27 protein-coding genes are annotated in these 24,393 nt (G+C 63.7%); 19 read left to right on the top strand and 8 right to left on the bottom strand.

Translation table 11 applies throughout. From position 1 onward, the window contains the following. Positions 1 to 116 precede the first annotated feature (116 nt). The 6 genes from CK222_RS20805 (at position 117) to CK222_RS20830 (ending at position 7,874) form a co-directional block, all read left to right on the top strand. A complete protein-coding gene (locus CK222_RS20805; protein WP_095801652.1) occupies positions 117 to 1,370 on the top strand; it encodes a hypothetical protein in 1,254 nt (417 codons plus the stop codon). Between the two features lie 118 nt (positions 1,371 to 1,488). Then, complete coding sequence (uvrB, locus tag CK222_RS20810) at positions 1,489 to 4,566, top strand: excinuclease ABC subunit UvrB (RefSeq protein WP_095801653.1); 3,078 nt, start codon at positions 1,489 to 1,491, stop codon at positions 4,564 to 4,566. A 397-nt stretch (positions 4,567 to 4,963) separates the two neighbouring features. Next, entirely contained in the window at positions 4,964 to 6,490 is a 1,527-nt protein-coding gene (locus tag CK222_RS20815; RefSeq protein ID WP_095801830.1) for an ABC-F family ATP-binding cassette domain-containing protein, read from the top strand. A 158-nt stretch (positions 6,491 to 6,648) separates the two neighbouring features. Then, a complete protein-coding gene (locus tag CK222_RS20820; protein WP_095801654.1) occupies positions 6,649 to 6,831 on the top strand; it encodes a hypothetical protein in 183 nt (60 codons plus the stop codon). Between the two features lie 163 nt (positions 6,832 to 6,994). Continuing rightward, positions 6,995 to 7,411: a glyoxalase/bleomycin resistance/extradiol dioxygenase family protein gene (locus CK222_RS20825; protein ID WP_095801655.1), complete on the top strand. Its 417-nt coding sequence runs from the start codon at positions 6,995 to 6,997 to the stop codon at positions 7,409 to 7,411. A 109-nt stretch (positions 7,412 to 7,520) separates the two neighbouring features. After that, positions 7,521 to 7,874 (top strand): DUF1428 family protein, encoded by a 354-nt coding sequence (locus CK222_RS20830; protein WP_067326604.1) that lies wholly within the window; start codon positions 7,521 to 7,523, stop codon positions 7,872 to 7,874. Between the two features lie 141 nt (positions 7,875 to 8,015). On the opposite strand, the gene CK222_RS20835 is transcribed toward CK222_RS20830, so the two are convergent. Then, positions 8,016 to 9,656 (bottom strand): tetratricopeptide repeat-containing sulfotransferase family protein, encoded by a 1,641-nt coding sequence (locus tag CK222_RS20835; protein ID WP_095801656.1) that lies wholly within the window; start codon positions 9,654 to 9,656, stop codon positions 8,016 to 8,018. A 170-nt stretch (positions 9,657 to 9,826) separates the two neighbouring features. Continuing rightward, the gene (locus CK222_RS20840; RefSeq protein ID WP_066994414.1) at positions 9,827 to 10,222 is read right to left on the bottom strand and encodes a Kazal-type serine protease inhibitor domain-containing protein; all 396 of its coding nucleotides are present in this window, start codon (positions 10,220 to 10,222) and stop codon (positions 9,827 to 9,829) included. A 457-nt stretch (positions 10,223 to 10,679) separates the two neighbouring features. Between CK222_RS20840 and CK222_RS20845 the strand changes: the two genes are divergently transcribed. The 3 genes from CK222_RS20845 to CK222_RS20855 all read left to right on the top strand — a co-directional run bounded on the left by CK222_RS20845 (position 10,680) and on the right by CK222_RS20855 (position 11,944). After that, positions 10,680 to 10,892 (top strand): cold-shock protein, encoded by a 213-nt coding sequence (locus CK222_RS20845; RefSeq protein WP_006202520.1) that lies wholly within the window; start codon positions 10,680 to 10,682, stop codon positions 10,890 to 10,892. Positions 10,893 to 11,131: 239 nt separating this feature from the next. Then, positions 11,132 to 11,344: a cold-shock protein gene (locus CK222_RS20850; RefSeq protein WP_006202521.1), complete on the top strand. Its 213-nt coding sequence runs from the start codon at positions 11,132 to 11,134 to the stop codon at positions 11,342 to 11,344. A 189-nt stretch (positions 11,345 to 11,533) separates the two neighbouring features. After that, entirely contained in the window at positions 11,534 to 11,944 is a 411-nt protein-coding gene (locus tag CK222_RS20855) for a BA14K family protein (RefSeq protein ID WP_066994411.1), read from the top strand. 66 nt (positions 11,945 to 12,010) lie between these two features. Here CK222_RS20855 and CK222_RS20860 read toward each other — a convergent pair whose 3' ends face one another. The 3 genes from CK222_RS20860 to CK222_RS20865 form a co-directional block, all read right to left on the bottom strand. Beyond that, positions 12,011 to 12,652, bottom strand: a complete 642-nt coding sequence (locus tag CK222_RS20860) for an MBL fold metallo-hydrolase (protein WP_095801657.1) — start codon at positions 12,650 to 12,652, stop codon at positions 12,011 to 12,013. Between the two features lie 66 nt (positions 12,653 to 12,718). Beyond that, a complete protein-coding gene (locus CK222_RS32410; RefSeq protein WP_176477687.1) occupies positions 12,719 to 12,856 on the bottom strand; it encodes a hypothetical protein in 138 nt (45 codons plus the stop codon). Positions 12,857 to 12,995: 139 nt separating this feature from the next. Next, a complete protein-coding gene (locus CK222_RS20865) occupies positions 12,996 to 13,889 on the bottom strand; it encodes a branched-chain amino acid aminotransferase (protein ID WP_095801658.1) in 894 nt (297 codons plus the stop codon). A 251-nt stretch (positions 13,890 to 14,140) separates the two neighbouring features. Between CK222_RS20865 and CK222_RS20870 the strand changes: the two genes are divergently transcribed. From CK222_RS20870 to CK222_RS20885, 5 genes are read left to right on the top strand one after another with little or no spacing between them, the layout of a single operon-like run. Next, on the top strand, positions 14,141 to 14,674 hold the full coding sequence (locus CK222_RS20870; protein WP_095777371.1) for a MarR family transcriptional regulator: 534 nt from the start codon (positions 14,141 to 14,143) through the stop codon (positions 14,672 to 14,674). Further along, the gene (locus CK222_RS20875) at positions 14,661 to 15,380 is read left to right on the top strand and encodes a response regulator transcription factor (RefSeq protein ID WP_059188911.1); all 720 of its coding nucleotides are present in this window, start codon (positions 14,661 to 14,663) and stop codon (positions 15,378 to 15,380) included. Before CK222_RS20870 ends, CK222_RS20875 begins: the two co-directional genes overlap by 14 nt. 51 nt (positions 15,381 to 15,431) lie before the next feature. Then, complete coding sequence (locus tag CK222_RS20880; RefSeq protein WP_095801659.1) at positions 15,432 to 16,847, top strand: ATP-binding protein; 1,416 nt, start codon at positions 15,432 to 15,434, stop codon at positions 16,845 to 16,847. A gap of 54 nt (positions 16,848 to 16,901) precedes the next feature. Continuing rightward, positions 16,902 to 17,063, top strand: coding sequence for a hypothetical protein (locus CK222_RS32415; protein ID WP_164746746.1), 162 nt, complete (start codon positions 16,902 to 16,904; stop codon positions 17,061 to 17,063). Next, positions 17,051 to 18,115: a glycosyltransferase family 1 protein gene (locus CK222_RS20885; RefSeq protein ID WP_095801660.1), complete on the top strand. Its 1,065-nt coding sequence runs from the start codon at positions 17,051 to 17,053 to the stop codon at positions 18,113 to 18,115. The genes CK222_RS32415 and CK222_RS20885 overlap by 13 nt, the downstream gene beginning before the upstream one ends. Here the strand turns inward: CK222_RS20885 and CK222_RS20890 are convergent. The 3 genes from CK222_RS20890 to CK222_RS20900 form a co-directional block, all read right to left on the bottom strand. Continuing rightward, positions 18,107 to 18,466, bottom strand: a complete 360-nt coding sequence (locus tag CK222_RS20890) for a tRNA-binding protein (RefSeq protein WP_066994400.1) — start codon at positions 18,464 to 18,466, stop codon at positions 18,107 to 18,109. The genes CK222_RS20885 and CK222_RS20890 overlap by 9 nt on opposite strands. A gap of 18 nt (positions 18,467 to 18,484) precedes the next feature. Further along, complete coding sequence (locus CK222_RS20895; RefSeq protein WP_066994911.1) at positions 18,485 to 18,985, bottom strand: YbjN domain-containing protein; 501 nt, start codon at positions 18,983 to 18,985, stop codon at positions 18,485 to 18,487. 321 nt (positions 18,986 to 19,306) lie between these two features. Then, on the bottom strand, positions 19,307 to 19,609 hold the full coding sequence (locus CK222_RS20900; protein ID WP_066994397.1) for an accessory factor UbiK family protein: 303 nt from the start codon (positions 19,607 to 19,609) through the stop codon (positions 19,307 to 19,309). Positions 19,610 to 19,741: 132 nt separating this feature from the next. On the opposite strand from CK222_RS20900, the gene lgt reads away from it, so the two are divergent. From lgt to CK222_RS20925, 5 genes are all read left to right on the top strand, one after another. Next, a complete protein-coding gene (gene lgt / locus CK222_RS20905) occupies positions 19,742 to 20,596 on the top strand; it encodes a prolipoprotein diacylglyceryl transferase (RefSeq protein WP_095801661.1) in 855 nt (284 codons plus the stop codon). Beyond that, positions 20,593 to 21,660, top strand: coding sequence for a class I SAM-dependent methyltransferase (locus CK222_RS20910; RefSeq protein WP_095801662.1), 1,068 nt, complete (start codon positions 20,593 to 20,595; stop codon positions 21,658 to 21,660). Before lgt ends, CK222_RS20910 begins: the two co-directional genes overlap by 4 nt. A 106-nt stretch (positions 21,661 to 21,766) precedes the next feature. Next, the gene (pgeF, locus tag CK222_RS20915; RefSeq protein WP_095801663.1) at positions 21,767 to 22,555 is read left to right on the top strand and encodes a peptidoglycan editing factor PgeF; all 789 of its coding nucleotides are present in this window, start codon (positions 21,767 to 21,769) and stop codon (positions 22,553 to 22,555) included. After that, entirely contained in the window at positions 22,556 to 23,707 is a 1,152-nt protein-coding gene (locus CK222_RS20920) for a Xaa-Pro peptidase family protein (protein ID WP_067326575.1), read from the top strand. A 55-nt stretch (positions 23,708 to 23,762) separates the two neighbouring features. Beyond that, positions 23,763 to 24,377: a hypothetical protein gene (locus CK222_RS20925; protein WP_095801664.1), complete on the top strand. Its 615-nt coding sequence runs from the start codon at positions 23,763 to 23,765 to the stop codon at positions 24,375 to 24,377. Positions 24,378 to 24,393: the final 16 nt, after the last annotated feature.

Genomic DNA, 24,393 nt, shown 5'->3' on the forward strand with positions numbered 1-24,393 from the left:
GATGCCCAACCGTTTGCCATCGTGTGTAGACCGTCTACGCGACAGGAGAAAGCTGCAGGCGAAGCGCCGCAAATCCGTATATTGTGGCTGGCGGGATTGGGACGGGAGGATCCATCGTGAAGCGACTGTCGGGCCTTTTGGCACTCACACTCTTGCTGCTCCTGCCGTTTGCTTACGCCAAAGCGGCTAGCCCCGACCCGGCCGCCCTGTTCGAGGCGAAGACCGTAGCGGATCGGAATACTGCCTTGGCGGCACTGGAGGCGGCGGCACCGGGCGATCCGGCATCGGCCTATGCCGCCGGCGCCGGCGAATTCTTTACCGCGCTGGAAATCCTGGCCAGCCGTCTGCATCGGCACGGTTTCGAGAGCCCGCAATCCTTCATGCTGCCGCTGATGCGGCTGCCCGTGCCGGACAATCCCAGTCCCGAGCCGCTGACCTATGAAAAGTTCCGCGCCATCCTGATCGCTTTCCGCGACCGTCTGGAGAAATCCGCCGCCACGCTGGGCTCGGTGCCCGCCGACGCCGATATCGGCATGGTGGTCGACCTCGCCCATGCCGCCATCGATCTCAACGAGGACGGCAACATCGCGCCGGACGAAAGCATCGCCGCGATCATGGCCTCGCTGTCACGCGGCGGCGTCGACACAAGCGATGCCGCCCCTTCGCTTGCCTTCCGCTTCGACCGCGCCGACGGCTTCTGGCTGCAAGGTTACGCCGAGTTCCTGATGGCGCAGGCCGATTTCTGGCTGGCGCATGATTTCAAAGCCATGTTCGACGGCTCTTTCCACATGCTGTTTCCGCACGCGAAACTGCCGTTGCAGGACGCGCTGGTCCCGCCGGATGGCGGCATGAGCGGCAGCATCTTCGCCTCGGAATGGCGCTTTGCCGACTTCATCTCGCTGGTGCATCTCGTCAACTGGCCGGTGATCGAGCCGGAGCGCCGGAAGGCGGCGCGCAGTCACCTGCTGGAGATGATCCGGCTTTCGCGCGATGACTGGAAAGCGATACGCGCCGAAACCGACAATGACCGCGAATGGCTGCCCGGACCGCAGCAGAAGGGCGTCAACCCGCTCACCGGCCTCGAGGTCGGCGAGGCGCAAGTGCAGGCATGGCTTGCCGCCCTGACCATGGCAGAGGACCTTCTTGAAGGCCGCGTGCTGCTGCCGCATTTCCGCATCATCGGCAAAGGCATCAACATGAAGCGCTTCTTCGACGAGCCGAAACCTTTCGACCTCGTCCTGTCGATCACCGGCCCGGCCATCGCGCCCTATCTCGAAAGTGGAAAAATCCTCACCAGCGACGATTTCAATCAGATTCAGCGCGAGTTCGGCGGCGCCGGCTTCCTGATATTCGCGCTGTGGTTCAACTGAAACGAAACGGCGCGTGCGACATGCCTCCTGACAGCCTTCTGTCAGCAGGCTCGGCAGCGCGCACCCGCCATTTCACTCCGCTCTTTCCATTTCGGCCGAGTCCTCCCATATTCGGGCCATGGCCAAACGCACCGACAAGAAAACGCCCTCGCCGGCGCAAGAGGGCGCGCCGAAACGGCGCAGTCCGCTGACCGAATTCCTCGACGCCGCCGAGCCCCTGGAGCGCGGCGGCTTCGCCGAAGCGCCGCAAAGCGAGTTCTCCGGCGCGCCTCTCACCGGTTCGATCTCCGATTGGGCCGGACAGATCGAGCGCGAGGCGCAAAAGCAGCCGAAGGCCAAAGCGCCGAAGAAAATCCCCGAGCGCTCTGCTGCGCCCGGGCGCACGGCGCGCGGCACCTCGATGGGCGGCGCGGCGTCGGCGAAGGAACGCGCCGCCGCCGGCCTCAACCCGGTGGCCGGCCTCGACATCAGCCTGGAGGACGCCGAGGAGGTTTCCTCGAGCGGTGTGACTGCGACCGTCGCCGCGCTGTCGAAACTCATCGAATCCGGCAATCCGCTGCACAAGGATGGCCAGCTTTGGACGCCGCACCGGCCTGCCCGGCCGGAAAAATCGGAAGGCGGCATCGCCATCAAGATGGTGTCGGATTTCGAGCCCGCCGGCGACCAGCCGACCGCCATCAAGGACCTTGTCGAGGGTGTCGAGCAAAGCGACCGCACCCAGGTGCTGCTCGGCGTGACCGGCTCCGGCAAGACCTTCACCATGGCCAAGGTGATCGAGGAAACGCAGCGCCCTGCCCTGATCCTGGCGCCGAACAAGACGCTGGCCGCGCAGCTCTATGCCGAGTTCAAGAAATTCTTCCCCGAAAACGCGGTCGAGTATTTCGTCTCCTATTACGACTACTACCAGCCGGAAGCCTACGTCCCGCGTACCGACACCTATATCGAGAAGGAATCCTCGATCAACGAGCAGATCGACCGCATGCGCCACTCGGCGACGCGCTCGCTGCTGGAGCGTGATGACGTCATCATCGTCGCCTCCGTCTCCTGCATCTACGGTATCGGCTCGGTCGAGACCTACACGGCGATGACCTTCCAGATGCAGGTCGGTGACCGGCTCGACCAGCGCGCCTTGCTTGCCGACCTCGTCGCCCAGCAATACAAGCGCCAGGACATCAACTTCGTGCGCGGCTCGTTCCGCGTGCGCGGCGACACGATCGAGATCTTTCCGGCCCACCTCGAAGACCGCGCCTGGCGCATCTCGATGTTCGGCGACGAGATCGAGGCGATCACCGAGTTCGATCCGCTGACCGGCCAGAAGACCGGCGAGCTGAAGAGCGTCAAGATCTACGCCAATTCGCACTATGTGACGCCGCGGCCGACCTTGAATCAGGCTATCAAGTCGATCAAGGAAGAGCTGCAATACCGCCTGCAAGAGCTTGAAAAGGCTGGCCGTCTGCTTGAAGCGCAACGTCTCGAGCAGCGCACGCGCTTCGACCTCGAGATGCTCGAGGCGACCGGTTCCTGCGCCGGCATCGAGAATTATTCGCGCTATCTCACCGGTCGCCAGCCGGGCGAGCCGCCGCCGACCCTGTTCGAATATGTGCCGGACAATGCGCTGATCTTCATCGACGAGAGCCACGTCACAGTGCCGCAGATCGGCGGCATGTATCGCGGCGACTTCCGCCGCAAGGCGACGCTGGCCGAGTATGGCTTCCGCCTGCCCTCCTGCATGGACAACCGGCCGCTGCGCTTCGAGGAATGGGACGCCATGCGCCCGCTGTCGATCGCCGTCTCGGCGACGCCGGGCGGCTGGGAGCTCGACCAGTCCGGCGGCGTCTTCGCCGAGCAGGTCATCCGCCCGACCGGCCTGATCGACCCGCCGGTCGAGGTGCGCCCCGCCAAGAGCCAGGTCGACGATGTCGTCGGCGAAATCCGTGAGACGACCAGGCTGGGCTACCGTACGCTGGTCACGGTTCTCACCAAGCGCATGGCCGAAGACCTCACCGAATATCTGCATGAGAACGGCATTCGAGTCCGCTACATGCACTCCGATATCGACACGCTGGAGCGCATCGAGATCCTGCGCGACCTGCGCCTCGGCGCCTTCGACGTGCTGGTCGGCATCAACCTGCTCCGCGAAGGCCTCGACATTCCCGAATGCGGTTTCGTCGCCATCCTCGACGCTGACAAGGAAGGTTTTTTGCGCTCCGAGACCTCGCTGATCCAGACGATCGGCCGCGCCGCGCGCAACGTCGACGGCAAGGTTATCCTCTACGCCGACCAGATCACCGGCTCGATGGAACGGGCGATGGCGGAGACCAACCGCCGCCGCGAGAAGCAGATGGAGTGGAACGCGGCCAACGGCATCACGCCGGAATCGGTCAAGTCGCGCATCGCCGACATCCTCGATTCCGTCTACGAGAAGGACCACGTGCGCGCCGACATATCGCAGTTCACCGACGATGCCGGCGCCATGATCGGCAACAATCTAAAAACCCATCTCGAGGCGCTGGACAAGCAGATGCGCGATGCCGCCGCCAATCTCGACTTCGAGAAGGCCGCCCGCATCCGCGACGAGATCAAGCGACTGCGGGAAATGGAGCTGTCCATCTCGGACGATCCGCTCGCCCGCTACGCCGACATGGAAAGCCCGGTTTCCGGCCGCGAGAAAGGCAAGCACAACAAGGGACGTGCGGTGCACCGTACCGTCGATGACGACGGCAAGGGCCTGTTCCGCAAGCCGGATCTCGATGAGATGGGCGCGGACGGCGCGGTGCCGGTGAAGAAGCCTCTTTTCGCCAAGCCCTCGATCGACGACATGGGACCGGGCACCGATATGGCAACACCCGCTGGCGCGGTCTCGCGCTCGCTGTTTAAGAAGCAGTCGGCGCAGGAAGCGCATGGCTCCGACTTCGGCACCCCGGGCGATCGCACCGGGTCGCTGTTCCGCAAGAACTCGCTCGACGAGATGACGGTGCGCCGGACCGAAAAACCCGTCGAAGGAACGGTGCCTACGAAGCCACGGCCAATCTCCCCCCTTGTGGGGGAGATGTCCGGCAGGACAGAGGGGGGCGCGAAGGAACGCGACGATAAACCCATCGTCCGCCAGCGCTCTGGCATCGGCTCTTACGAAGACCCAGCCGATGAGCGCCGTCAAAAGCGCCGGCCGAGCAAGACTGGGCGGCCGGGGCACTGATTTCTGAAGAGATTGATATGTTGACATGCCGGCGGGACAGCGCTCTGTCCTGCCGGACATCTCCCCCACAATTTGCCCACAAGAGGGGAGATCGGTGGTTTCAGCGCCCCGCTCTGTCCTGCCGCCCCTTGCCATGTCCCCCTCCCCAGGTGTAACCCAGTTTCCCAACTCGAACATCTGGAAAGGAGGGCTGCGTGTCTATCGATCACCACCGTCAGCGCGGCCCTGTCTGTGCCCTGCGAGCTTGCTTGCAGGGCTGACCGGGACGGTCCGGGAATTTTCCCCCGCTTCGATTTTTGGTCTGCCCTTCGTGGTGCCGCTGATCTCGGCCTGATGGCCTACCGGCGCACCGTCAATGTGCATTGAGCCGGGCTCCGGCAAGACCAGAGAAATCGACATGGCCCTGATCAGCCTCAAATCCCTCGGCGTCACCATGAGTGCGCCGCTCTTCTCCAACCTCGAGCTCACCATCGGCCCCGGCGACCGGCTGGGCATCGTCGCGGCCAACGGCCGTGGCAAATCCACCCTGCTCAGATGCCTGGCCGGCGAGCTGGACGCCACGAGCGGCGAGATCACCCGGACGCGCGGCTTGCGCGTCGGCCATGTCGAGCAATCCGTCCCCGACGCGCTGCTCGACCGTAGCTTCCATCAGGTGGTTGCCGATGCCTTGCCGCCGGAGCAGCTTGGCAGCGAGCTTTGGCGCGTCGACGTGGTGCTGGATTCGCTCGATGTGCCCGAGGACATGCGCGACAGGCCGATGCGGGCCTTGAGCGGCGGCTGGCAAAGGCTGGCGCTGATCGCCCGCGTCTGGGTCACCGACCCGGACGTGCTTCTGCTCGACGAGCCGACCAACCATCTCGACCTCGCCAGGATCGGCCAGCTCGAAACCTGGCTCAACGCGCTGCCACGCGAGGTCCCGGTGATCATCGCCAGCCACGACCGCGCCTTTCTCGACGCCACCACCAACCGCACGCTGTTCCTGCGCCCGGAAGAATCGCCGGTGTTTTCGCTGCCCTATTCGCGCGCCCGGCAGGCGCTCGACGAGGTCGACGCCTCGACGGCGCGGCGGTTCGAGCGCGACATGAAGGTCGCACAGCAGTTGCGCCGGCAGGCAGCCAAGCTCAACAACATCGGCATCAATTCCGGCAGCGACCTGCTGACGGTCAAAACCAAGCAGCTCAGGGAGCGGGCCGAAAGGCTGGAAGATGCAGCCGTGGCAGCGCATCGCGAGCGTTCGGCCGGCGCGATCCGATTGGCGAACCGCGGCACTCACGCCAAGGTGCTGATCACGCTCGACGACGCGGCGGTCGAAACGCCCGACGGCACGCTGCTGTTCAGGACCGGCAAGCGCCATATTTGCCAAGGCGACCGCATCGTGCTGCTCGGCCGGAACGGTGTCGGCAAATCGCGCTTCATTGCAATGATCCGCGCCGCCATCGCCGAACCGGGGTCGGAAGACAGCATCAAGGTGACACCGTCGACCGCGCTCGGCTACAGCGACCAGGCTCTGTCCGGCATCGGCGGCGGCGACACCCCGCTGGCGATGGTCTCGCACCGCTTCGAAATCGGCGAGCAGCGGGCGCGCTCGCTTCTCGCCGGCGCCGGCGTCGCCATCGAGATGCAGGAGAAAAGGATCGCCGCGTTGTCGGGCGGACAGCGGTCGAGGCTGATGTTGCTGGTGCTGCGGCTCCTCAACCCCAATTTCTATCTCCTCGACGAGCCGACCAATCACCTCGACATTGACGGCCAGGAAGCGCTGGAGGACGAGTTGCTGAAGCATCAGGCAAGCTGCCTGCTCGCCTCGCACGACCGCTCCTTCATCCGCGCGATCGGCAACCGGTTCTGGCTGATCGAGAAGCGGCGGCTGACTGAAGTCGACAGTCCGGAAGGGTTCTTCCGCTCGGTGGCTGCGACGGAGCGGTGATAGCCACGACAAGGCCAGCCTATACGGGGGGCCGGCCTATACGGGCCGGCTTACCGGGCGCGCATGAAAAATTCGGGCGACCTGTCGGATTGCCGCAGCATTCCTCGTCCTTGGGATGCCGACACGATGCTGACGGCACCAACCAGGGAGAGTTTATCATGTCTATCTTGTCATCCATCAGCCGCATCGCCAGCCAATATGCGGCGGCGCGCGCCCGCTACCGCAGCGAGCGCATTCTGCTTTCACTGCCGGCCGACCTGCGCAAGGACATCGGGTTTCCGGAAATTCTCGACACGCGGAACAGCCGCCGAACGGCCACCTTCTCGACCGACGTCATTTGAAAGTGACCAACGGGTTCATGCGACGGTCATCGGCTTCGCCGGTTGCCCGGCCGGTCCGGGCCGGCCCCGCTAAAAAAATTCCGCTGCCCGTGTAGGATTGCTGTCGCCTCGCCCGTCTTTTGATCGCAAGGCCCAAATCAACCCGTGAAGAGGAACACGTGAAATGACAGACCAGAACCCGCCCCGCGCCAAAGTTCTTGGCGGATTGACCCCCTATCTGCAGGTCGACGGCGCCATCAAGGCGGCCGAGTTCTACAAGAAGGCTTTCGGGGCCGAGGAAGTCTTTGCCTATCCGCCGGACGACAAGGGCCGCACCATGCATATCCATCTCTATGTCAACGGCTCGACGCTCATGCTGGGCGACGCCTATCCCGAGCACGGCCATCCGCATCAGGCGGCGCAGGGTTATACGCTCCAGCTCCATCTCGGTAGTGACGACGTCGATGCCTGGTGGAAGCGCGCGGTAGACGCCGGCTGCGAAGTCGTCACGCCCCTCCAGGTAATGTTCTGGGGCGACCGCTGGGGCCAGGTGAAGGATCCCTTCGGCATCGCCTGGGCGATGAACGCGCCGGTAAAATAGGTTTCCCAGCGAGCAAGCGTCGGCCCCCAATCCCAGGGCTGACGCGCTCACCCGCGCCGGGTCGTATCCCCGCCGGCCCGGCGCTCGTTTTCAGCGAAGGAGTTTACCCATGTCCTATGTCGATGGTTTCGTGCTTGCCGTGCCGAAGGCAAATCTCGATGACTACAAGAAAATGGCTGCGAATGCCGGCGCCGTCTGGAAGGAGCACGGCGCGCTCGCCTATGTCGAATGCATCGGCGACGACGTGCCCTATGGCGAACTGACCTCGTTCCCGCGCGCCGTGCAGGCGAAGGACGACGAAGTCGTCATCTTTGCTTGGGTCGTTTACGAATCCAGGCAGAGCCGCGACGCGGTCATGGCGAAAGTGATGGCCGACGAACGTCTCAAGATGGACTGGTCGACAATGCCCTTCGACGGGAAGCGCATGATCTTCGGCGGCTTCCAGCCATTTATCGAGGTTTGAGCACAGCCGATTCGGTCCTCATCCAGGGCGGAGCAGGAACGGAGCTCCTGCTTCCCCCTGGAATGACGAGGTTGCGAGGCAGCGGCTAATCTCACAGGCCTGCGATGGCTGAGAGCAAGCGGCCTACCATCCAACCCGGCCCTATCCGTTCTGGAGCTTGACGAGCAGCGGCTTCAGCCGCTCCCCATAACGCTTCCACAGGTCGACCGAGCCCTGATACATCGGCTGGCGCACCTGCGCGGCCGACGCCGTGCGCACCGGCCGGTCGGTCTCGTGGAACGCCAGCACCTTGTCGTCCCAAGGCAGGCCGAGATGCGCCATCAGCGCCCGCGTCTGGCCTTCCTGATCGGCGACGAAATCCTCGTAGCGGACGTCGTGGACGACGCCGGGCAGAACTTTGTGCCAATGCGCCATGATATCGGTGTAGAGGTTATGGAAATCGGCGAGCTCGCCGAGATCGTAGCCGTAACGATGGCTGTCGCCGCGGAAATGCACTTTGAAGATCGACAGGCACGTGGCCGCGGCGTCGCGCGCGCAATGCACGATCTTCGCCTTCGGCAGCATCATGTGCAGGAAGCCGACCAGCAGGAAGTTGCCCGGCATCTTGTCGGTGACATGGCGGAAGCCCGGATACCGGGCATGCAGCATGTCGATATAGGCCTGCCCGGCCTCGGCAAAGGCCTTGTCCGGCATGTCGGCTATCCCTGAGGGAAAACCGCCCGGCATGCTCATCGGAAACTGCTTGCCGACGACCGACTTCAGGATGCTGAGCTCGCCCGCGCCAAAGACCTGCGGATGGCTGGCTATGATCTGCTCGACCAGCGTCGTGCCGGAACGCGGCATGCCGACGACGAAGATCGGCGTGTCGTCGGAAATGTCGCTCGGCCTGTGCTTTTCGAAGAAGGCCTTGTCGAAGGCCGACTTCATCGCTTCGAACTCGTCGCGCGTTCTCACCGGGTCGTAGTCGATGCCCTTGCGGCGGATCGCATTGCCCTCGGCGAAATAGTCGAAGGCGCGGCCATAATCCTTCAGATCGTCATTGGCCTTGCCGAGGCCGAAGGAAAGCTGCATGCGCGCAAGGCTGTCCTGCGGCGCCTTGGCGTGCTCGGCCTCCATGCCGGCAAGCTCGGCGTCGCGCTCGGTCTGGCGCTTGACCTGGGTCAGCAGAAGCCAAGCTTTCGCCATCGCCGGAGCGATCGCCACCGCCTGGCGGGCAAGATCGGCGGCCTCGGCGAGCTTGCCCTTCTCCATCAGGGCGACGCCCAGCCCGTAGAGCAGCTCGGCATCCTTGGGCCGGATCGACAGCGACTCGCGGAAGAGCGCAATCGCTTCGTCGAGCCGCCCGGCTTCCTGCAGCGTTTCGGCAAGGCCGATGCGGGCGCGGACATGGAACGGGTTGCGGCCGATCGTGCCGCGATAGATCTCCTCAGCGCCCTCGAACTGGCCGAGCTGCTTCAGCGACGAGCCGAGATTGTCGCGCGCCGCGAGTTGGTCCGGGCGGATGTCCACCGCGCCGCGGAAGAAATCGACGGCGGCGGCAACGCGGCCGAGGTCGCGCATCACCGTGCCCATGTTGTTGAGGAAATCGGCATTTTGGGGCTGCAGCGTGACCGACTGCTCGATGAAGTCCAGCCCTTCCTCGCTGCGACCGGTCTGGTGCAGGAGGAGCCCGAGGAAATGCAGCGCGGCGGCATGATTAGGCTGCTGCCCCAGCACCTGCCGGTAAAGCGACTCCGCCTCCTGCCGGCGTCCTGCCTGGTGCAGCTGCAGCGCCCGTTGCACATAGGGATCGAGGGGGCTCGCCGATCCTGGCTTGCCGCCCGCGTTTGCCGCTCTTCTCTGATCTCTGTTAATGGGAAACCTGCCGTGTTTGTCCGCCCGCCGGACCTAAGCCAAGCGGGCGGCAGATGCAAGTGTGTGGGCAGCGCTCTGACGACTTGCCCGCAATGCCGCTAGCAAGGCCCGTCGCCGATGATGCGATAGTCCGCCGCGCGGGCCTCGCACGCATTCGGGAAAGTGCGCACCTCGCCGTAGCGTCTGGCGCAGACCGGCGCGTATTCGCGGGTGCAGAAGGTTTGCTCGCCGCCACCGCCGCCATCCCGGCAAGGCCCGTCACGCACGATACGATACCCTGCCCTCTCCGCCAGGCAGGCATTGGCGAAGGTCTGGCGGTCGCCGCCGCGTCTTGCGCACACCGGTTCGTATTGCATCGTGCAGAGCTGCGGATGCGGTCTCGGCGGACGCGGACGCGGTCCTTCGTCGACGACCACGGTACAGGCCGCCAGCAATGCCGACAGTAGCAGGGCGACAAGGCCCTGCCGCGAAACGATTGCCGCAAGAAATCGCATAGGTCCCTCTCCTATCTGGCTCAGGCGCGATCGCGCCAGCTCGCGCAATTCCTCGCCATTTTGGGATCGAACGCAACCCCGGCTTGTGCTTTGCCCGGGGCGAAATTTGTCGCCGGTCGGCTTCTCGCACTGGCCCATGCCCGGCTTTTCACTGGCCGATGACCGGTCATGGCGCCGGGTCTATCGATGGCCTCGCGTTGGGCGCGCCGAGGGCCGCCTGCGGTGCTGTCTTGCAACCATCACATTTCCGTGTAATAAATTTGGTGTTCGGGCATTTGCGACCCGGAGAGCGGCACGTTTTGGACGACCTTTCCCCGATAGTGTGAATCTCTGACGGCCCCGTTTTTCGGCGGGGGCTTTGACCATGCGCGAATGCATGACTGCCGAAGCAACACCGGGATCAGCCCAAGGAAGCGGGCGAGCCCACGAGACTGATACGGGTGAAGGAGTTTCCCCCATGGCCCAGACCGGCACCGTAAAGTTCTTCAACGCCACCAAAGGCTTCGGCTTCATCACGCCTGACGGCGGCGCCAAGGACGTGTTCGTCCACATCTCCGCGATCGAGGCCTCCGGCCTGCGTACGCTCGTCGACGGCCAGAAGGTCACCTTCGACGTCGAGCCTGACCGCATGGGCAAGGGTCCGAAGGCGGTCAACCTCCGCGCCGCCTGAGCGGGCGACGCTGCCTGTCCTTCCGCTGATGAACGGCGCGGCAGGATCATGAATCGGCTTCGCAGGAAGCTTGAGTTTTCGAGGGCGCGACGGTTCCGTCGCGCCCTTTTTTGTCCGGCAAATAGTTGTATTGGCAGGCGAAAACTTTCTCTTGCCGATAGCGCTAAAATAAAGGACAAATTTCCTCTCGGGCAATTTGCCGGCCCGAGACTGACTTGATGGGATCAAAGGAGCTTCCCATGCCGCAGACCGGCACCGTCAAATTCTTCAACCATGCCAAGGGCTTCGGCTTCATCACGCCCGACGATGGCGCGAAGGACGTCTTCGTCCATATTTCGGCCGTGCAGGCGTCGGGCCTTCCCGGTCTTGAGGATGGGCAGAAAGTGACATTCGACACCGAGCCCGACAAGCGAGGCAAGGGTCCGAAGGCCGTCAACCTGTCTATCGGCTAAGCCGGCTCAGACAGATCCGACGGAGACTGAGCAGGCGGGGCGCTCCCGCAGAGCTCGGAATTTTGTCGAGCCGCGAAATCGTTCGCGCAGTGCCGTTCAGCCTCCGTTCAGCCACGGTCTTCTATTAACCCCTGCTAAAGCCGACCCGCATCCCCTGAAATACGCGGGCCGGCGCGAAGGAGACCGAAAATGAACCGAATTCTCAAGACCGCCATTGTGACCGCCGGCGTCGCCGCGACCACTTTGGCCACCTTCTCGGCGGCAAATGCTGATGATTGGCGCTGGCGTCGTCATCATCACAATGGCGGCGACGCCCTTGCCGCGGGCGTTGTCGGCCTGGCGGCGGGCGCCCTGATCGGTAGTGCGCTCAGCAACCCTGGGCCGAGATACTACGATCCCGCCTATGATGACGGCTATTATGTCGACCGCCCCGTTCGCCGCTACTATGTACAGCCGCGCGTCGTCTATGCCGACCGCTATGCCGAGCCGTGGACCCGCGAATGGTACGAGTATTGCTCCGACCGGTACCGCACCTTCAACTCGCGTACCGGCACATTCACCGGCAACGATGGCGAACAGCATTTCTGTGTTGCCAACTAAGACTTACGGTTTCCAGTCCAGGCAAAAGCGCCGCCCTCGAGCGGCACTTTTTCTTTGCGCAGAGGATCAGGTCAGGAAGGGATTCGTCCGGCGCTCCTCGCCGAAGCGGCCGCCCGGACCGTGACCGCAGATGAAGCCGATATCGTCGCCGAGCGGCAGCAGCTTGTCTTTGATTGCGGCGATCAGCGCGGCGTGATCGCCGCCCGGCAGATCGGTGCGGCCGATAGAGCCGCGAAACAGCACGTCGCCGACATGGGCGAATTTGGCCGCGCGGTTGTAGTAGACGACGTGGCCCGGCGCGTGCCCCGGACAATGCAGCACCTCGAACACATGCTCTCCGAACGAGACCGTGTCGCCTTCGCTGAGAAAACGGTCCGGAATGCAATTGCGCACCGGATCGGTAAGGCCGAAGCGCTTGGCCTGGGTCTCGAGATTGGCAAGCAGCGGCCGATCGGCCTCGTGCGGGCCGATGATGTCGATGCCGAGTGCATCCTTCAAATCCATCGCGCCGCCGGCATGATCGATATGGCCGTGAGTGATCCAGATCGCCTTCGCCGTGATCGCGTTGTCCTTAAGTACCGCCAGAATCTTGTCGACGTCGCCGCCGGGATCGACGACGACACCTTGTTTGTCGTCCATGTCGAAGAGAATGGTGCAATTCTGCTGGAAGGGCGTGACCGGCACGATGCCGGCATTGAGCTGACCCATGGCTTTCCTTTCGAGGTGTTGCCCTGATGTAGAGGGCACAGCCGACTGCGTCCACCGGTGATCCCTCTAAAAGAAATGGGCGGCCATAGCCGTCCATGGGAAGCCTGAAATTCTGCCAAGCCTATTCTTCATCACGGTCATGACCGCGCGCATGATGTCGGTGAGGATGCCGCCGGCGCCGACGATGATGCTTTGTATGCCCATCGCCCTGCCAGTCCCACCGGCTGCTCCGCTGCCGTCGCCGGATCGCCCGCACCCGTGAGACGCCGAATTGCTGCGCAGGCGCCTAAATAAAAGGGGCGGCCCGAAACCGCCCCGTTGCACAAAAAGGCTGTGACTATCGCTATTCTGCGGCGATGGCGTGCTTTGGCTGCACCGCGGCAGAATAGTCGTTCATCAACGTCTTGGCGATCTCGCCGACCTCGAATCGGTACGGGCCGATTTCCGAGACCGGCGTGACTTCCGCGGCCGTGCCGGTAAGGAAGCACTGCTCAAAGCCATCGAGCTCTTCGGGCATGATGGCGCGCTCGATCACCTCGAAGCCGCGGTCCTTGGCCAGGCCGATGACGGTGCGGCGGGTGATGCCGTCGAGGAAGCAGTCGGGCGTCGGGGTGTGGATTTTGCCGTCCTTGACGAAGAAGATGTTGGCGCCGGTGGCTTCCGCCACCTGGCCGCGCCAGTCGAGCATCATGGCGTCGGCGTAGCCCTTGGCCTCGGCGGCGTGCTTGGAAAGCGTGCAGATCATGTAGAGGCCGGCGGCCTTGGACTTGGATGGCGCGGTGCGCGGGTCGGGCCGGCGCCATTCGGCGAGGTCGAGACGGATGCCCTTCAGCTTCTGCGCCGGGTCGAAATAGCTCGGCCACTGCCAGATGGCGATGGCGCAGTTGATGCGGTTGTTCTGCGCCGAAACACCCATCTGCTCGCTGCCGCGCCAGGCGATCGGACGCACATAGGCGTCCTTGAAACCCTGCTTTTTCAGAAGCTTGCGGCAAGCCTCGTCGATCTCGCCGACCGAGTAGGGAATCTTGAAGCCGAGCAGGCGCGCCGATTCATGCAGGCGCTCATTGTGCTCGGTGAGCTTGAATATCTGGCCGCCATAGGCGCGCTCGCCCTCGAAGACCGCGCTGGCATAGTGCAGGCCATGGGTCAGCACGTGGATCTTGGCCTCGCCCCATTTGACGAACTCCCCGTTTATCCAGATGAAACCGTCCAGTTGATCGAAGGGAACGGATGCCATGGAAACCTCCCGCGGGCGGGCGCCCGCCAATCGTTGTGTCATATAGCCTTTCGTATCGGCCCCGCCACTGGCCGGCCTGTGTCTGGAAGCGTAGGCGGATATTCAATCCCTGGCAAACTTAGGAAGTTCCGGAAAAACGGCTTCCGCTTGCCTTTTCGTTCGCAATCCGCCGAAAAGCTTGTCAAAAATTATCATTTGCGGGAAATTACGTCAACAGTACTGACGTAATTCCCGCTTGGCATGGAGAAACGATGACGGAACGAAGCCCCGCAGCCGGAAAACCGATCAGGACGGCGATCACCGACGAGGACGGCATCGACTTTGCCATCATCGAGCTGTTTTTCTTCGCCTATCGCGACTTCACCTCCGATCCCGACCAGATCCTTGCCGATTACGGCTTCGGCCGTGCCCATCACCGCGTCCTGCATTTCGTCAACCGCAGGCCCGGACTGACGGTCGCCGAGCTGCTCGATGTGCTGAAGATCACCAAGCAGAGCCTGGCGCGGGTGTTGAAGCAGCTGATCGACACGGACCATATTGTCCAGGTGCAAGGGTTGCGCGACCGCCGGCAGCGCGAGCTCTATCCGACTGCCAAAGGCCGCGCGCTGGCACTGGCGCTGGCACGGCCACAGTCGCGCCGCATCCGTGCTGCATTGGAGGATTCCGGGACCGCCGAGCGCGCCTCGATCGAGAGATTCCTCGAGGCGATGGTCAATCCGGAACTTAGAGCGCAGATCGACATTGTGCCTGCGCAAACATCGGGGAAGAAAAATGGAGACCACTGAGAAGGTTGATCATCCGGCAGCGCCCGGCGATGATGCGCCGCATCTGCTGGTGGTCGACGACGACACCCGCATTCGCAATCTGCTCAAGCAATATTTGTCCGAGAACGGTTTTCGGGTCACCGTCGCCGGCAACTCCGGCGAGGCCCGGCGCAAGCTCGCGGGGCTGGACTTCGACCTGCTCGTGCTTGACGTCATGATGCCCGGCGAAACCGGCGTCGACCTCACCAAGGCGCTGCGGGCCGAGAAGAACGTGCCGATCCTGATGCTTACGGCGCTGTCGGAAACCGACAGCCGTATCACCGGGCTCGAGGCCGGCGCCGACGACTATCTGCCGAAGCCCTTCGATCCGCGCGAGCTCATCCTGCGCATCAACAACATCCTGCGCCGCGGCGGCCCGGCGGCGACGCCGAAAGTCGAGCAGCTCGTCTTCGGCCCCTACACGTTCCAGATCGCCAAGCGCGAACTGAAGCGTGGCGGCGAGGCGCTGAAGCTGACCGACCGCGAGCAGGAAATCCTGGCGATCTTCGCCGCCCGGGCGGGCGAAACCATACCGCGGCACGAGCTCGTCGGCGACGAATCGGATGTCGGCGAGCGGACCATCGATGTCCAGATCAACCGGCTGCGCCGCAAGATCGAGCGCGATCCGTCAAATCCGGTGTGGCTGCAGACCGTGCGCGGTATTGGGTATCGGCTCAGCGTGGAATAACATGCTCGCAGACGGCCTTGGCTGAATGGCCGTCTACGAGCGGAAGGGCGAATGGCGACCACGCAACTGGAAAAGCCCAAGACCGGGAGCCTCGGCGATCTCGCTTTGCGCACGCTGAGGGCGATGCCGCGCGCCTGGAACCGGTTCTGGCGCCTGGTCGCGCTCTACATGCCGAAGCGGCTTTATGCCCGCTCCCTGATCATCGTCATCGCGCCGATGATCCTTTTGCAGTCGGTCGTTGCCTTCGTCTTCATGGAGCGCCACTGGCAGACAGTTACCCAACGCCTGTCGCAGGCGACGATCGCAGACATCGCTGCCATCATCGACATGATGGAGACCTATCCCCACGACGCCGATTACGCCAACATCATCCGCATCGCCCAAGACCGCATGCAGCTGAAAGTGGATCTGCTGCCGCCCGATCCCCTGCCGGCCCCCGGGCCGAAGCCGTTCTTCTCAATCCTCGACACGGCCCTGTCGTCGGAGATTACCCGGCAGATCAACCGTCCCTTTTGGATCGACACGGTCGGCAACTCCAATGTCGTCGAGGTCCGCGTCCAGCTCGAAGGCAAGGTGCTGCGCGTCTTCGTGCGTCGCAGCCAGGCTTATGCCTCAAACACCCATATCTTCCTGATCTGGATGGTCGGCACCTCGCTGGTGCTCTTGATGATCGCCATCCCCTTCCTGCGCAATCAAATAAGGCCGATCCTGACCTTGGCCGAAGCCGCCGAGAGCTTCGGCAAGGGCCGGCCGATGCCGCGCGATTTCCGTCCGCGCGGCGCGGAGGAAGTGCGCCGCGCCGGCTTCGCCTTCATCCAGATGCGCGAGCGCATCGAGCGCCAGATCGAGCAGCGCACCGCCATGCTGACCGGCGTCAGCCATGATCTCAGGACCATTCTGACCCGCTTCAAGTTGCAGCTGGCCCTGGCCGGCGGCAAGGCCGAGACCAAGGCCGCGCTGAACCAGGATATCGACGACATGCAGTCGATGCTGGAGGGCTATCTCTCCTTTGCCCGCGGCGAGGCGGCGGAAGACACCGGCCGCTTCGATCTCGGTGCCTATTTCCAGAAGCTTGGCGAGGAAGCGCAACTGCGCAAATGCAAGCTGTCGACGACACTGACCGGCGATCCGACCGTGCATGTGCGGCCGAACGCCTTTGCCAGGTTGATGTCCAACGTGATCGGCAATGCCTTCCGATATGCCAAGACGGTCGAGGTCCATGCCAATCACGGCCGCGGCTCGCTGACCGTCACCATCGACGATGATGGTCCCGGCATCGCGCCGGACAAGCGCGAAGAAGTGTTCAAGCCATTCCTGCGGCTCGACGAAGCGCGTAATCTCGATGCCAGCGGCACCGGCCTTGGTCTGTCGATCGCCCGCGACATCGCCCGAACCCATGGCGGCGACATCATGCTTGAAGACAGCCCGCTGGGCGGTTTGCGAGCCGTGATCAAGGTGCCGGCTTAGTCGGACAAAGACGGCCTTCATCCCCCCGTCATGAAATCATGGTCAAGAGCGCGCATGAAGCGCGCGACCTTTATCGATTCGGCCATGCCGCCCCGCTTCGATCCCGCACCCGCCCGGGTGCGCTGGAGCGAAGCGCGAGCTGCAGCCTGGCTGCCGTTCCGCCATCGTGCCGGCGCGCCCAAGAATCTGTGCGAAGGGTCGCCATGCGAATCCTGATGGTCACCGATGCATGGCGACCGCAGGTCAACGGCGTGGTTCACACGCTGGAGCGGCTTACCGAAACGCTGAAATCCTTCGAAGTCCAGGTCGATTTTCTGACGCCGAACATCTTCCGCACCTTGCCGCTGCCGACCTACCCGGACATTCGGCTCGCGTTGACAACCCCCAGTCATGTCGCGCGGCTGATCGAAGCGGGAAAGGCCGACCACATCCACATTGTCACCGAAGGGCCGCTCGGCATCATGGCGCGCCGCTACTGCCGCAAGGCCGGCCGTCCCTTTACCACCAGCTACCACACGCGTTTTCCCGAATATCTCAGCGCCCGCCTGCCGGTGCCGGAGAGGTGGGCCTATAACTGGCTGCGCGACTTCCACAATTCCGGACAGGGCACGCTGGTCGCCACGCAATCGTTGGCGGACGACCTTGCCTCGCGCGGCTTCGATAAGCTGAGGCCCTGGACTCGCGGCGTCGACACCGATCATTTCCGGCCGGACAAACGCAAGGACACCAGCTTTCCCCGCCCCATCTTCCTCTGCGTCGGCCGTGTCGCGATCGAAAAGAACCTGACCGCCTTCCTCGATCTCGATCTCCCCGGCAGCAAGGTGGTGGTCGGCGAAGGGCCGGAACTGGCAAAGCTCAGCGCCCGCTATCCGAACGCGCATTTCCTCGGCCATCGCCCGAACGACGAACTGGCGGAAATCTACGCTTCGGCTGACGTCTTCGTCTTTCCGAGCCGCACCGACACCTTCGGCAACGTCATCATCGAGGCTCTGGCCAGCGGCACGCCGGTGGCCGCCTATCCGGTGACCGGACCGATCGACATCGTCGGCGACGGCGTCGGTGGGGCCGTATCCGAGGATTTGCGCGAGGCGGCGCTCAAGGCGCTTCACATTGACCACGCGGAGGCGCGCCAGCGCGCACTGCGCTACAGCTGGAAGTCATGCGCCGAGATGTTCCTCGACGTTGTCGAAGAAGCGCTGGGAATGCCGCGCAAGCGCGCCGATCAGAACGCGGTGACGTCAGGCCGGCCCAGGCTGGTTCTAGAATAGACGCCCGCCGTCCGGCACTTTGCGCTCGATGGCGCCGAGCACGACGGCGCCCTCCTCGTCCGGAAAGCCAAGCGTCAGCACTTCCGACATGAACGGGCCGATCTGGCGCGGCGGGAAATTGACCACCGCGAAGACCTGTCGGCCGATCAGCGTCTCCGGCGCATAATATTTGGTGATCTGCGCCGACGACTTCTTCACGCCGATCGCCGGGCCGAAATCGATCTTCAGCTTGAATGCCGGCTTGCGCGCCTCCGGAAAGGGCTCAGCCTCGACGATCGTGCCGGCACGGATGTCGACACGATCGAAATCGGCAAAGCTGATCTCGGGCTTGCGCTCGCTGCTGGAACTCATCGGCGGTATTGGCTTCGCTCAGGCGCTTCCATGGGTTTCAAAGAGCACGCTGGACAGCGCGTCCTTGGCCGACGTACCCGACCAGACGACGAATTGGAAGGCCTGGAAATAGCATTCGCAGGCCTCTAACGCCGATGACAGAAGCACCTCGACCTGCTGGCTCGACGGCTCGACCCCGCCGGCAAGCAGCAGCGATTGCCGGAACATGATCGCGCCCTCCTGCTCCCACAGGTCGAAATGGCCAAACAGCATCTGTTCGTTGATCAGCGACAGGAGCCGCATCACTTCGAGCGCGCGCGTTTCCGGCACCTTGATGTCGAACGCGCAGGCCAGGTGCAGCGCCTCGAAATCTTCCATCCAGGAGAAGGAGACATGATAGTCGGTCCAGCTGCCTGTCACCGAAATCGAGATCTCGTCGTCGCCGGCGCGTTCGAAGGACCAGTCATTGTTGTGGGCCACCTGCTCGATGACGTCCACCGGGTGGATTTCGCGGGAGAATTCGAGTTCGAGGAGTTCCATGAATGCTTCCTGTCGTTCTGAGAGCGCCGCCACACGCTCCGCGAGAGAGGGCACGCACAACGAACAATCTTGTCTAGAACTCGGACGGCCAGGACTTTCCAAACGCAAAGACCCCAACCGGACCCCACCGCCCGGCGCATGACCCTGCTTCGAATCATGCAACAAATTCAGTCTATTGATCGGGAGTCGCGTGAACAGCCCAATTTTTCGCACTGCGTCATCCGCATGTGGAAAGGCGCTGTCAAAAAGATTCATGCAATGCCGGTAAGCGATTCACGGCAAAGCGATTTTTCGGATCGTGCTTTGTGGAAAAGTTTACGATTATTTTTTTGATCTGGGCTTCGCCGCAGCCGCAGGTGCGGCTTGCCCGGTCAATTCGGCGAGCTTGGCCTCGAGCGCTTCGACGCGCACCGCAAGCTGGATGTTGTCTTCTCTTGCCTTGACGGCCATCTCGCGCGCGGCCTCGAACTCCTCGCGTTTCACCACATCCATGGAGTTGAGCAGGCGCTCGGCCTGGCTGCGGAAAGCCGTCTCCATCTCGCGCCTGACGCCTTGGGCTGCCCCCGCGGCATCGGTCATCAGCTTGGCGAATTCGTCGAGAATGCGGTTCGTTCCGGTCGACATGGCAAATCCTCGCTTGATTATTTTGACGTAGTGGCGCGCGGCACGGATTGCAAGCGAAGCGTGCCTTGACCCCGCCAAAACCCTGCCGCATGGTCCGCGCCCGATAGACGACCGCAACCGGAGCGACCCAGTTTGAGCGAATATTTCCTGCTGCCGCTGGCCTCCCTGCCCTTCCCCAATATCGACCCGGTTATCGTCCATATCGGGCCGCTGGCGGTGCATTGGTATGGCGTCGGCTACATCGTCGGCATTCTGTTCGCCTGGTGGTACGCCAAGCGCCTGGTCAGCAATGCCAGCCTTTGGCCGGACGGCAAGCTGCCGATGAAGCCCGAGGATCTTGACGATTTCATCGTCTGGGCGGCGATCGGCGTGGTGCTCGGCGGGCGCACCGGCTATGTCCTCTTCTACGACCTTCCACGCTATATCGCGCATCCGCTCGACACCTTGGCGGTCTGGCAGGGCGGCATGTCGTTCCATGGCGGACTGCTCGGCGTGATCCTCGCCATGACCCTCTTTTCGCTCAAGCGCGGCATTCATACCTGGACGCTGTTTGACGTCGTCTCGGCCGGCGTGCCGGTCGGCCTTGGGCTGGTGCGTGTGGCCAATTTCATCAATTCGGAGCTCTGGGGCCGTCCGTCGGACGTGCCCTGGGCGATCGAATTCCCCAATGGCGGCCCATTCACCCGGCATCCCAGCCAGCTCTACGAGGCGCTGCTGGAAGGTCTTGTGCTCTTCCTGGTGCTGTGCTTTCTTACCCACTCGCGGCTGAAGCTGAAGACACCGCGCTTCGTCGGCGGCGCCTTCATCTGCGGCTACGGCCTGTCTCGCATCTTCGTCGAGTTCTTCCGCGAGCCTGACCAGCAGCTCGGTTATCTGCTCGGCACCAACTGGCTGACCATGGGCATGGTCCTGTCCTCGCCGATGGTGCTTGCCGGCATCTGGGCAATGGCCACCGCAAAGCCGACGACGCAGACGCAGCCGGCATGACCAGGCTGAAGGAGCGCATCGTCGGCCTGATCGGCGCGGTGGGGCCGATCCCAATCAGCGAATACATGGCGCTCTGCCTGTTCGACCCTGAGGACGGCTATTATACGACGCGCGAGCCCTTCGGCGCCGCCGGCGACTTCGTCACCGCGCCGGAGATCAGCCAGATGTTCGGCGAGCTTGTCGCCGTCTGGCTCTACCAGGCCTGGCAAGGCGCCGCGCGTCCGCTGCCAGCCACCTTCGCCGAAATCGGGCCCGGTCGCGGCACGCTGATGAAGGACATGCTGCGCACCTGGTCGCGCCTCGATCCGGCGCTTGCCGCCGAGGCTTCCTTCGCCATGATCGAGACCAGTCCGCGCCTGGCCGAAATCCAGAAAGAGACGCTCGCCGGCCAGAGCCCCGCCCTGAGCTGGCACCAAACCATCGACACGCTGCCGCAGCAGCCGCTCTTCATCGTCGGCAATGAACTCTTCGACGCCGTGCCGATCCGCCAGTTCGTCTATGTCGGCGCCGGCTGGCGCGAGCGCATGGTCGGGCTCGACGAGAAAGACAATCTTCATTTCTTCGCCGGCGCGGGTTCCGTCGACCCGGCGCTGCTGCCGGCCGGCGCGGCCGATGCTCTGCAAGGCGCGATCGTCGAGGTGGCGCCGGCCCGCGCCGCGCTGATGGCAGCGATTGCCGAGCGTATCGCCGGCCATGGCGGCGCCGGGCTGTTCATCGACTACGGCCATCTTGAGCCGGGCTTCGGCGACACATTCCAGGCTGTGCGCAGGCACGATCACGAAGACGTGCTGGCCAATCCCGGCGGGGCCGATCTTACCGCTCATGTCGATTTCGCCGCGTTGGCTGCAGCCGTCCGGGAGCACGGCCTCCAGGCGGAACTGACCACGCAGAGCGAATTCCTGCTCGGCATGGGCTTGCTCGAGCGCGCCGGCGCGCTGGGCGCCCTGGCCGATGATGTCGCGCGTCAGGCGATTTCCGAGGCGGTCAAGCGCCTTGCCGGCTCCGATGCGATGGGCGAGCTGTTCAAGGTGATGAAGATCCTGCCGGCCGCGAAAACTGGCTGACATCGGCGGGCAACCCGTGCAAGCTGGCCCTGCCACTTGCCCGAACCACGTACCCCACCCGAACTCCACCTTGACGAAATCGCCCACGCGGACAACAAACCCTTCCATGCTGAATCAGACCAGACCCGATCCAGTACGCTCGCCGCTGCTTGCGAAGGCGCCAGGCATACGCCACGGCTATTTCACCCGCATCGGCGGCGTCTCCGGCGGCATCTATCAAGGCCTCAACATCGGCACGGGCTCCGGCGATGATCAGACGCTGGTTGCCGAGAACCGTCGCCGCGTTGCCTACTGGATGGGCGTGCCGGCGGATCATCTCCTCACCGCGCACCAGGTCCATTCTCCCGATGTCGTCATTGCCAGGGAGCCTTTTGCCGGCGCTCGCCCCAAGGCAGACGCCATCGTCACCGACCGGCCGGGCATCGCTGTCGGCGCCTCGACGGCCGATTGCGGACCGGTGCTGTTCGCCGACGCGGAGGCGCGCGTCATCGGCGCTGCCCATGCCGGCTGGAAAGGCGCCCTCACCGGCGTGCTCGAAAACACCGTAGCCGCGATGGAAGGGCTCGGCGCCCGCCGCGATCGCATCGTCGCCGTGCTCGGCCCTTCCATCGGACCCGACAATTACGAGGTGGGACCGGAATTCGTCGCTCGCTTCGTCGAGGCCGACCCCGGCAATCAACTCTACTTCAGATCGTCGCAGAACCCTGGCCACTCGATGTTCGACCTCAACCAATATACGGTCGATCGGTTGGGCAAGGCCGGCGTGACCGCCGACGGGCTCGGCCGCTGCACTTACGCCGAAGAACACCTTTTCTATTCCTACCGCCGCACCACCCACCGCAAGGAAGCGGATTACGGGCGGCAGGTTTCGGCAATCGTTCTGGAGAAAGAGTAAATGGCGCTGCATTTCGAACGTTCGGAATTCGACGCGCGGCGCGACCGGCTGCTGATCGAGATGGCCGAGAAGAAGCTCGACGCCGTGCTTTTGTTCGCGCAGGAGAGCATGTACTGGCTGACCGGCTACGACACTTTCGGCTTCTGCTTCTTCCAGTGCCTGGTGGTGAAGGGCGACGGCTCGATGGTGCTGCTCACCCGCTCGGCCGATTTGAGGCAGGCGCGAAACACCTCGACCATCGAGAATATCGTATTGTGGACCGATCGTGATGGCGCCAATCCCGCGATCGACCTGCGCAACCTACTCAACGATCTCGATCTGCTTGGCGCCCGCATCGGCGTGGAATACGACACGCACGGCCTCACGGCCTACAATGGCCGTCGCGTGGACGAGCAGTTGCAGACCTTCGGCCAGATCGCCGATGCTTCCGGAATCGTCGGCCGGCTGCGTCTCTTCAAGAGTCCGGCCGAGATCGCCAAGGCCGAAAAAGCCGCAAGCCTCGCTGACGATGCGCTCGATGCCGCGCTGCCGCTGATCAAGCAGGGCGGCGACGAGGCGCTGATCCTGGCCGCCATGCAAGGAGCAGTTTTTGCCGGCGGCGGCGACTATCCCGCCAACGAATTCATCATCGGCTCCGGCGCGGATGCCCTGCTCTGCCGCTACAAGGCCGGCCGCCGCAAGCTCACCAAGAACGACCAGCTGACGCTCGAATGGGCGGGCGTCTTCCATCACTATCACGCGGCGATGATGCGCACCGTTTTGACTGGGAAGATCTCGAAGCGCCACCAGGAACTGTTCGATGCCGCCCGCGCGGCTCTGCTTGCCGTCGAGAAGGCGATGACGCCGGGCAATTCCTTCGGCGACGTCTTCGACGCGCATGCCCGCACGCTCGAGGCGCATAATCTGACCAAGCACCGGCTGAACGCCTGCGGCTATTCGCTCGGCGCCCGCTTCACGCCGTCCTGGATGGACATGCCGATGTTCTACCAGGGCAATCCGGAGCCGATCGCGCCCAGCATGACGCTGTTCGCGCATATGATCATCATGGATTCGGAAACCGATACGGCGATGACGCTCGGCCGCACCTATCTTACCACGGAATCGGCGCCGAAGCCGCTCTCGCGCCATGATCTCGACTTGATCGTGCAGTGAATCCATAATGGTTGGTTCACGCGGGGGCGTTCGCCACCAAGGAGTTGTCGGGCAAATGAGACGATCGCAGGTGACGACCGTGTCATTGCTTGCGGCGCTGGCGCTGGCCGCCTGCACCAACGCCAAGGACGTCCTCGATCCTTCTGCCGTCAAGCCGCCGGCGGGTTCGGCCCAGGCTCTGCCGGCCACCCAGGGCACGTCGGCCACCGCATCGCCAACAACGACCACCGCGCCCGCGCCCACAGCGACCGCGGCGGCTTCAACGCCTGCCACGCCGGCTCAGGCCGCCGCCATCGCCAAGACCCGGCTGCAGGTAGCGCCGATCGTCGGCGCCTCGGTGGAGGCCGCAGCACCCTTGACGGCGGAATTGCAGACGCGCGCCAGGCAGCGCGGCGTGACCCTTGTCGGCAGCACCGACCAGACGGCGACGCATGTGCTGAAGGGATATTTTTCGACGATGTCCGAAGGCAAGGAGACCACAGTCATCTATGTCTGGGACATCTACGATCCTTCGGGCAACCGCCTGCATCGCATCAATGGGCAGCAGAAAGCGGCCTCGGTCGGCAGTGGCGAAGGCTGGCCGGCAGTAGCGCCGGCGACCATGCAGGCCATCGCCGACCAGACGATCGACCAGTTCACCGCGTGGCTCGGCGGCGACGGCGCCGGTTGATCGACCAACCTGTTGC

It is taken from the genome of Mesorhizobium sp. WSM3866, assembly GCF_002294795.1.
GTDB lineage: Bacteria > Pseudomonadota > Alphaproteobacteria > Rhizobiales > Rhizobiaceae > Mesorhizobium.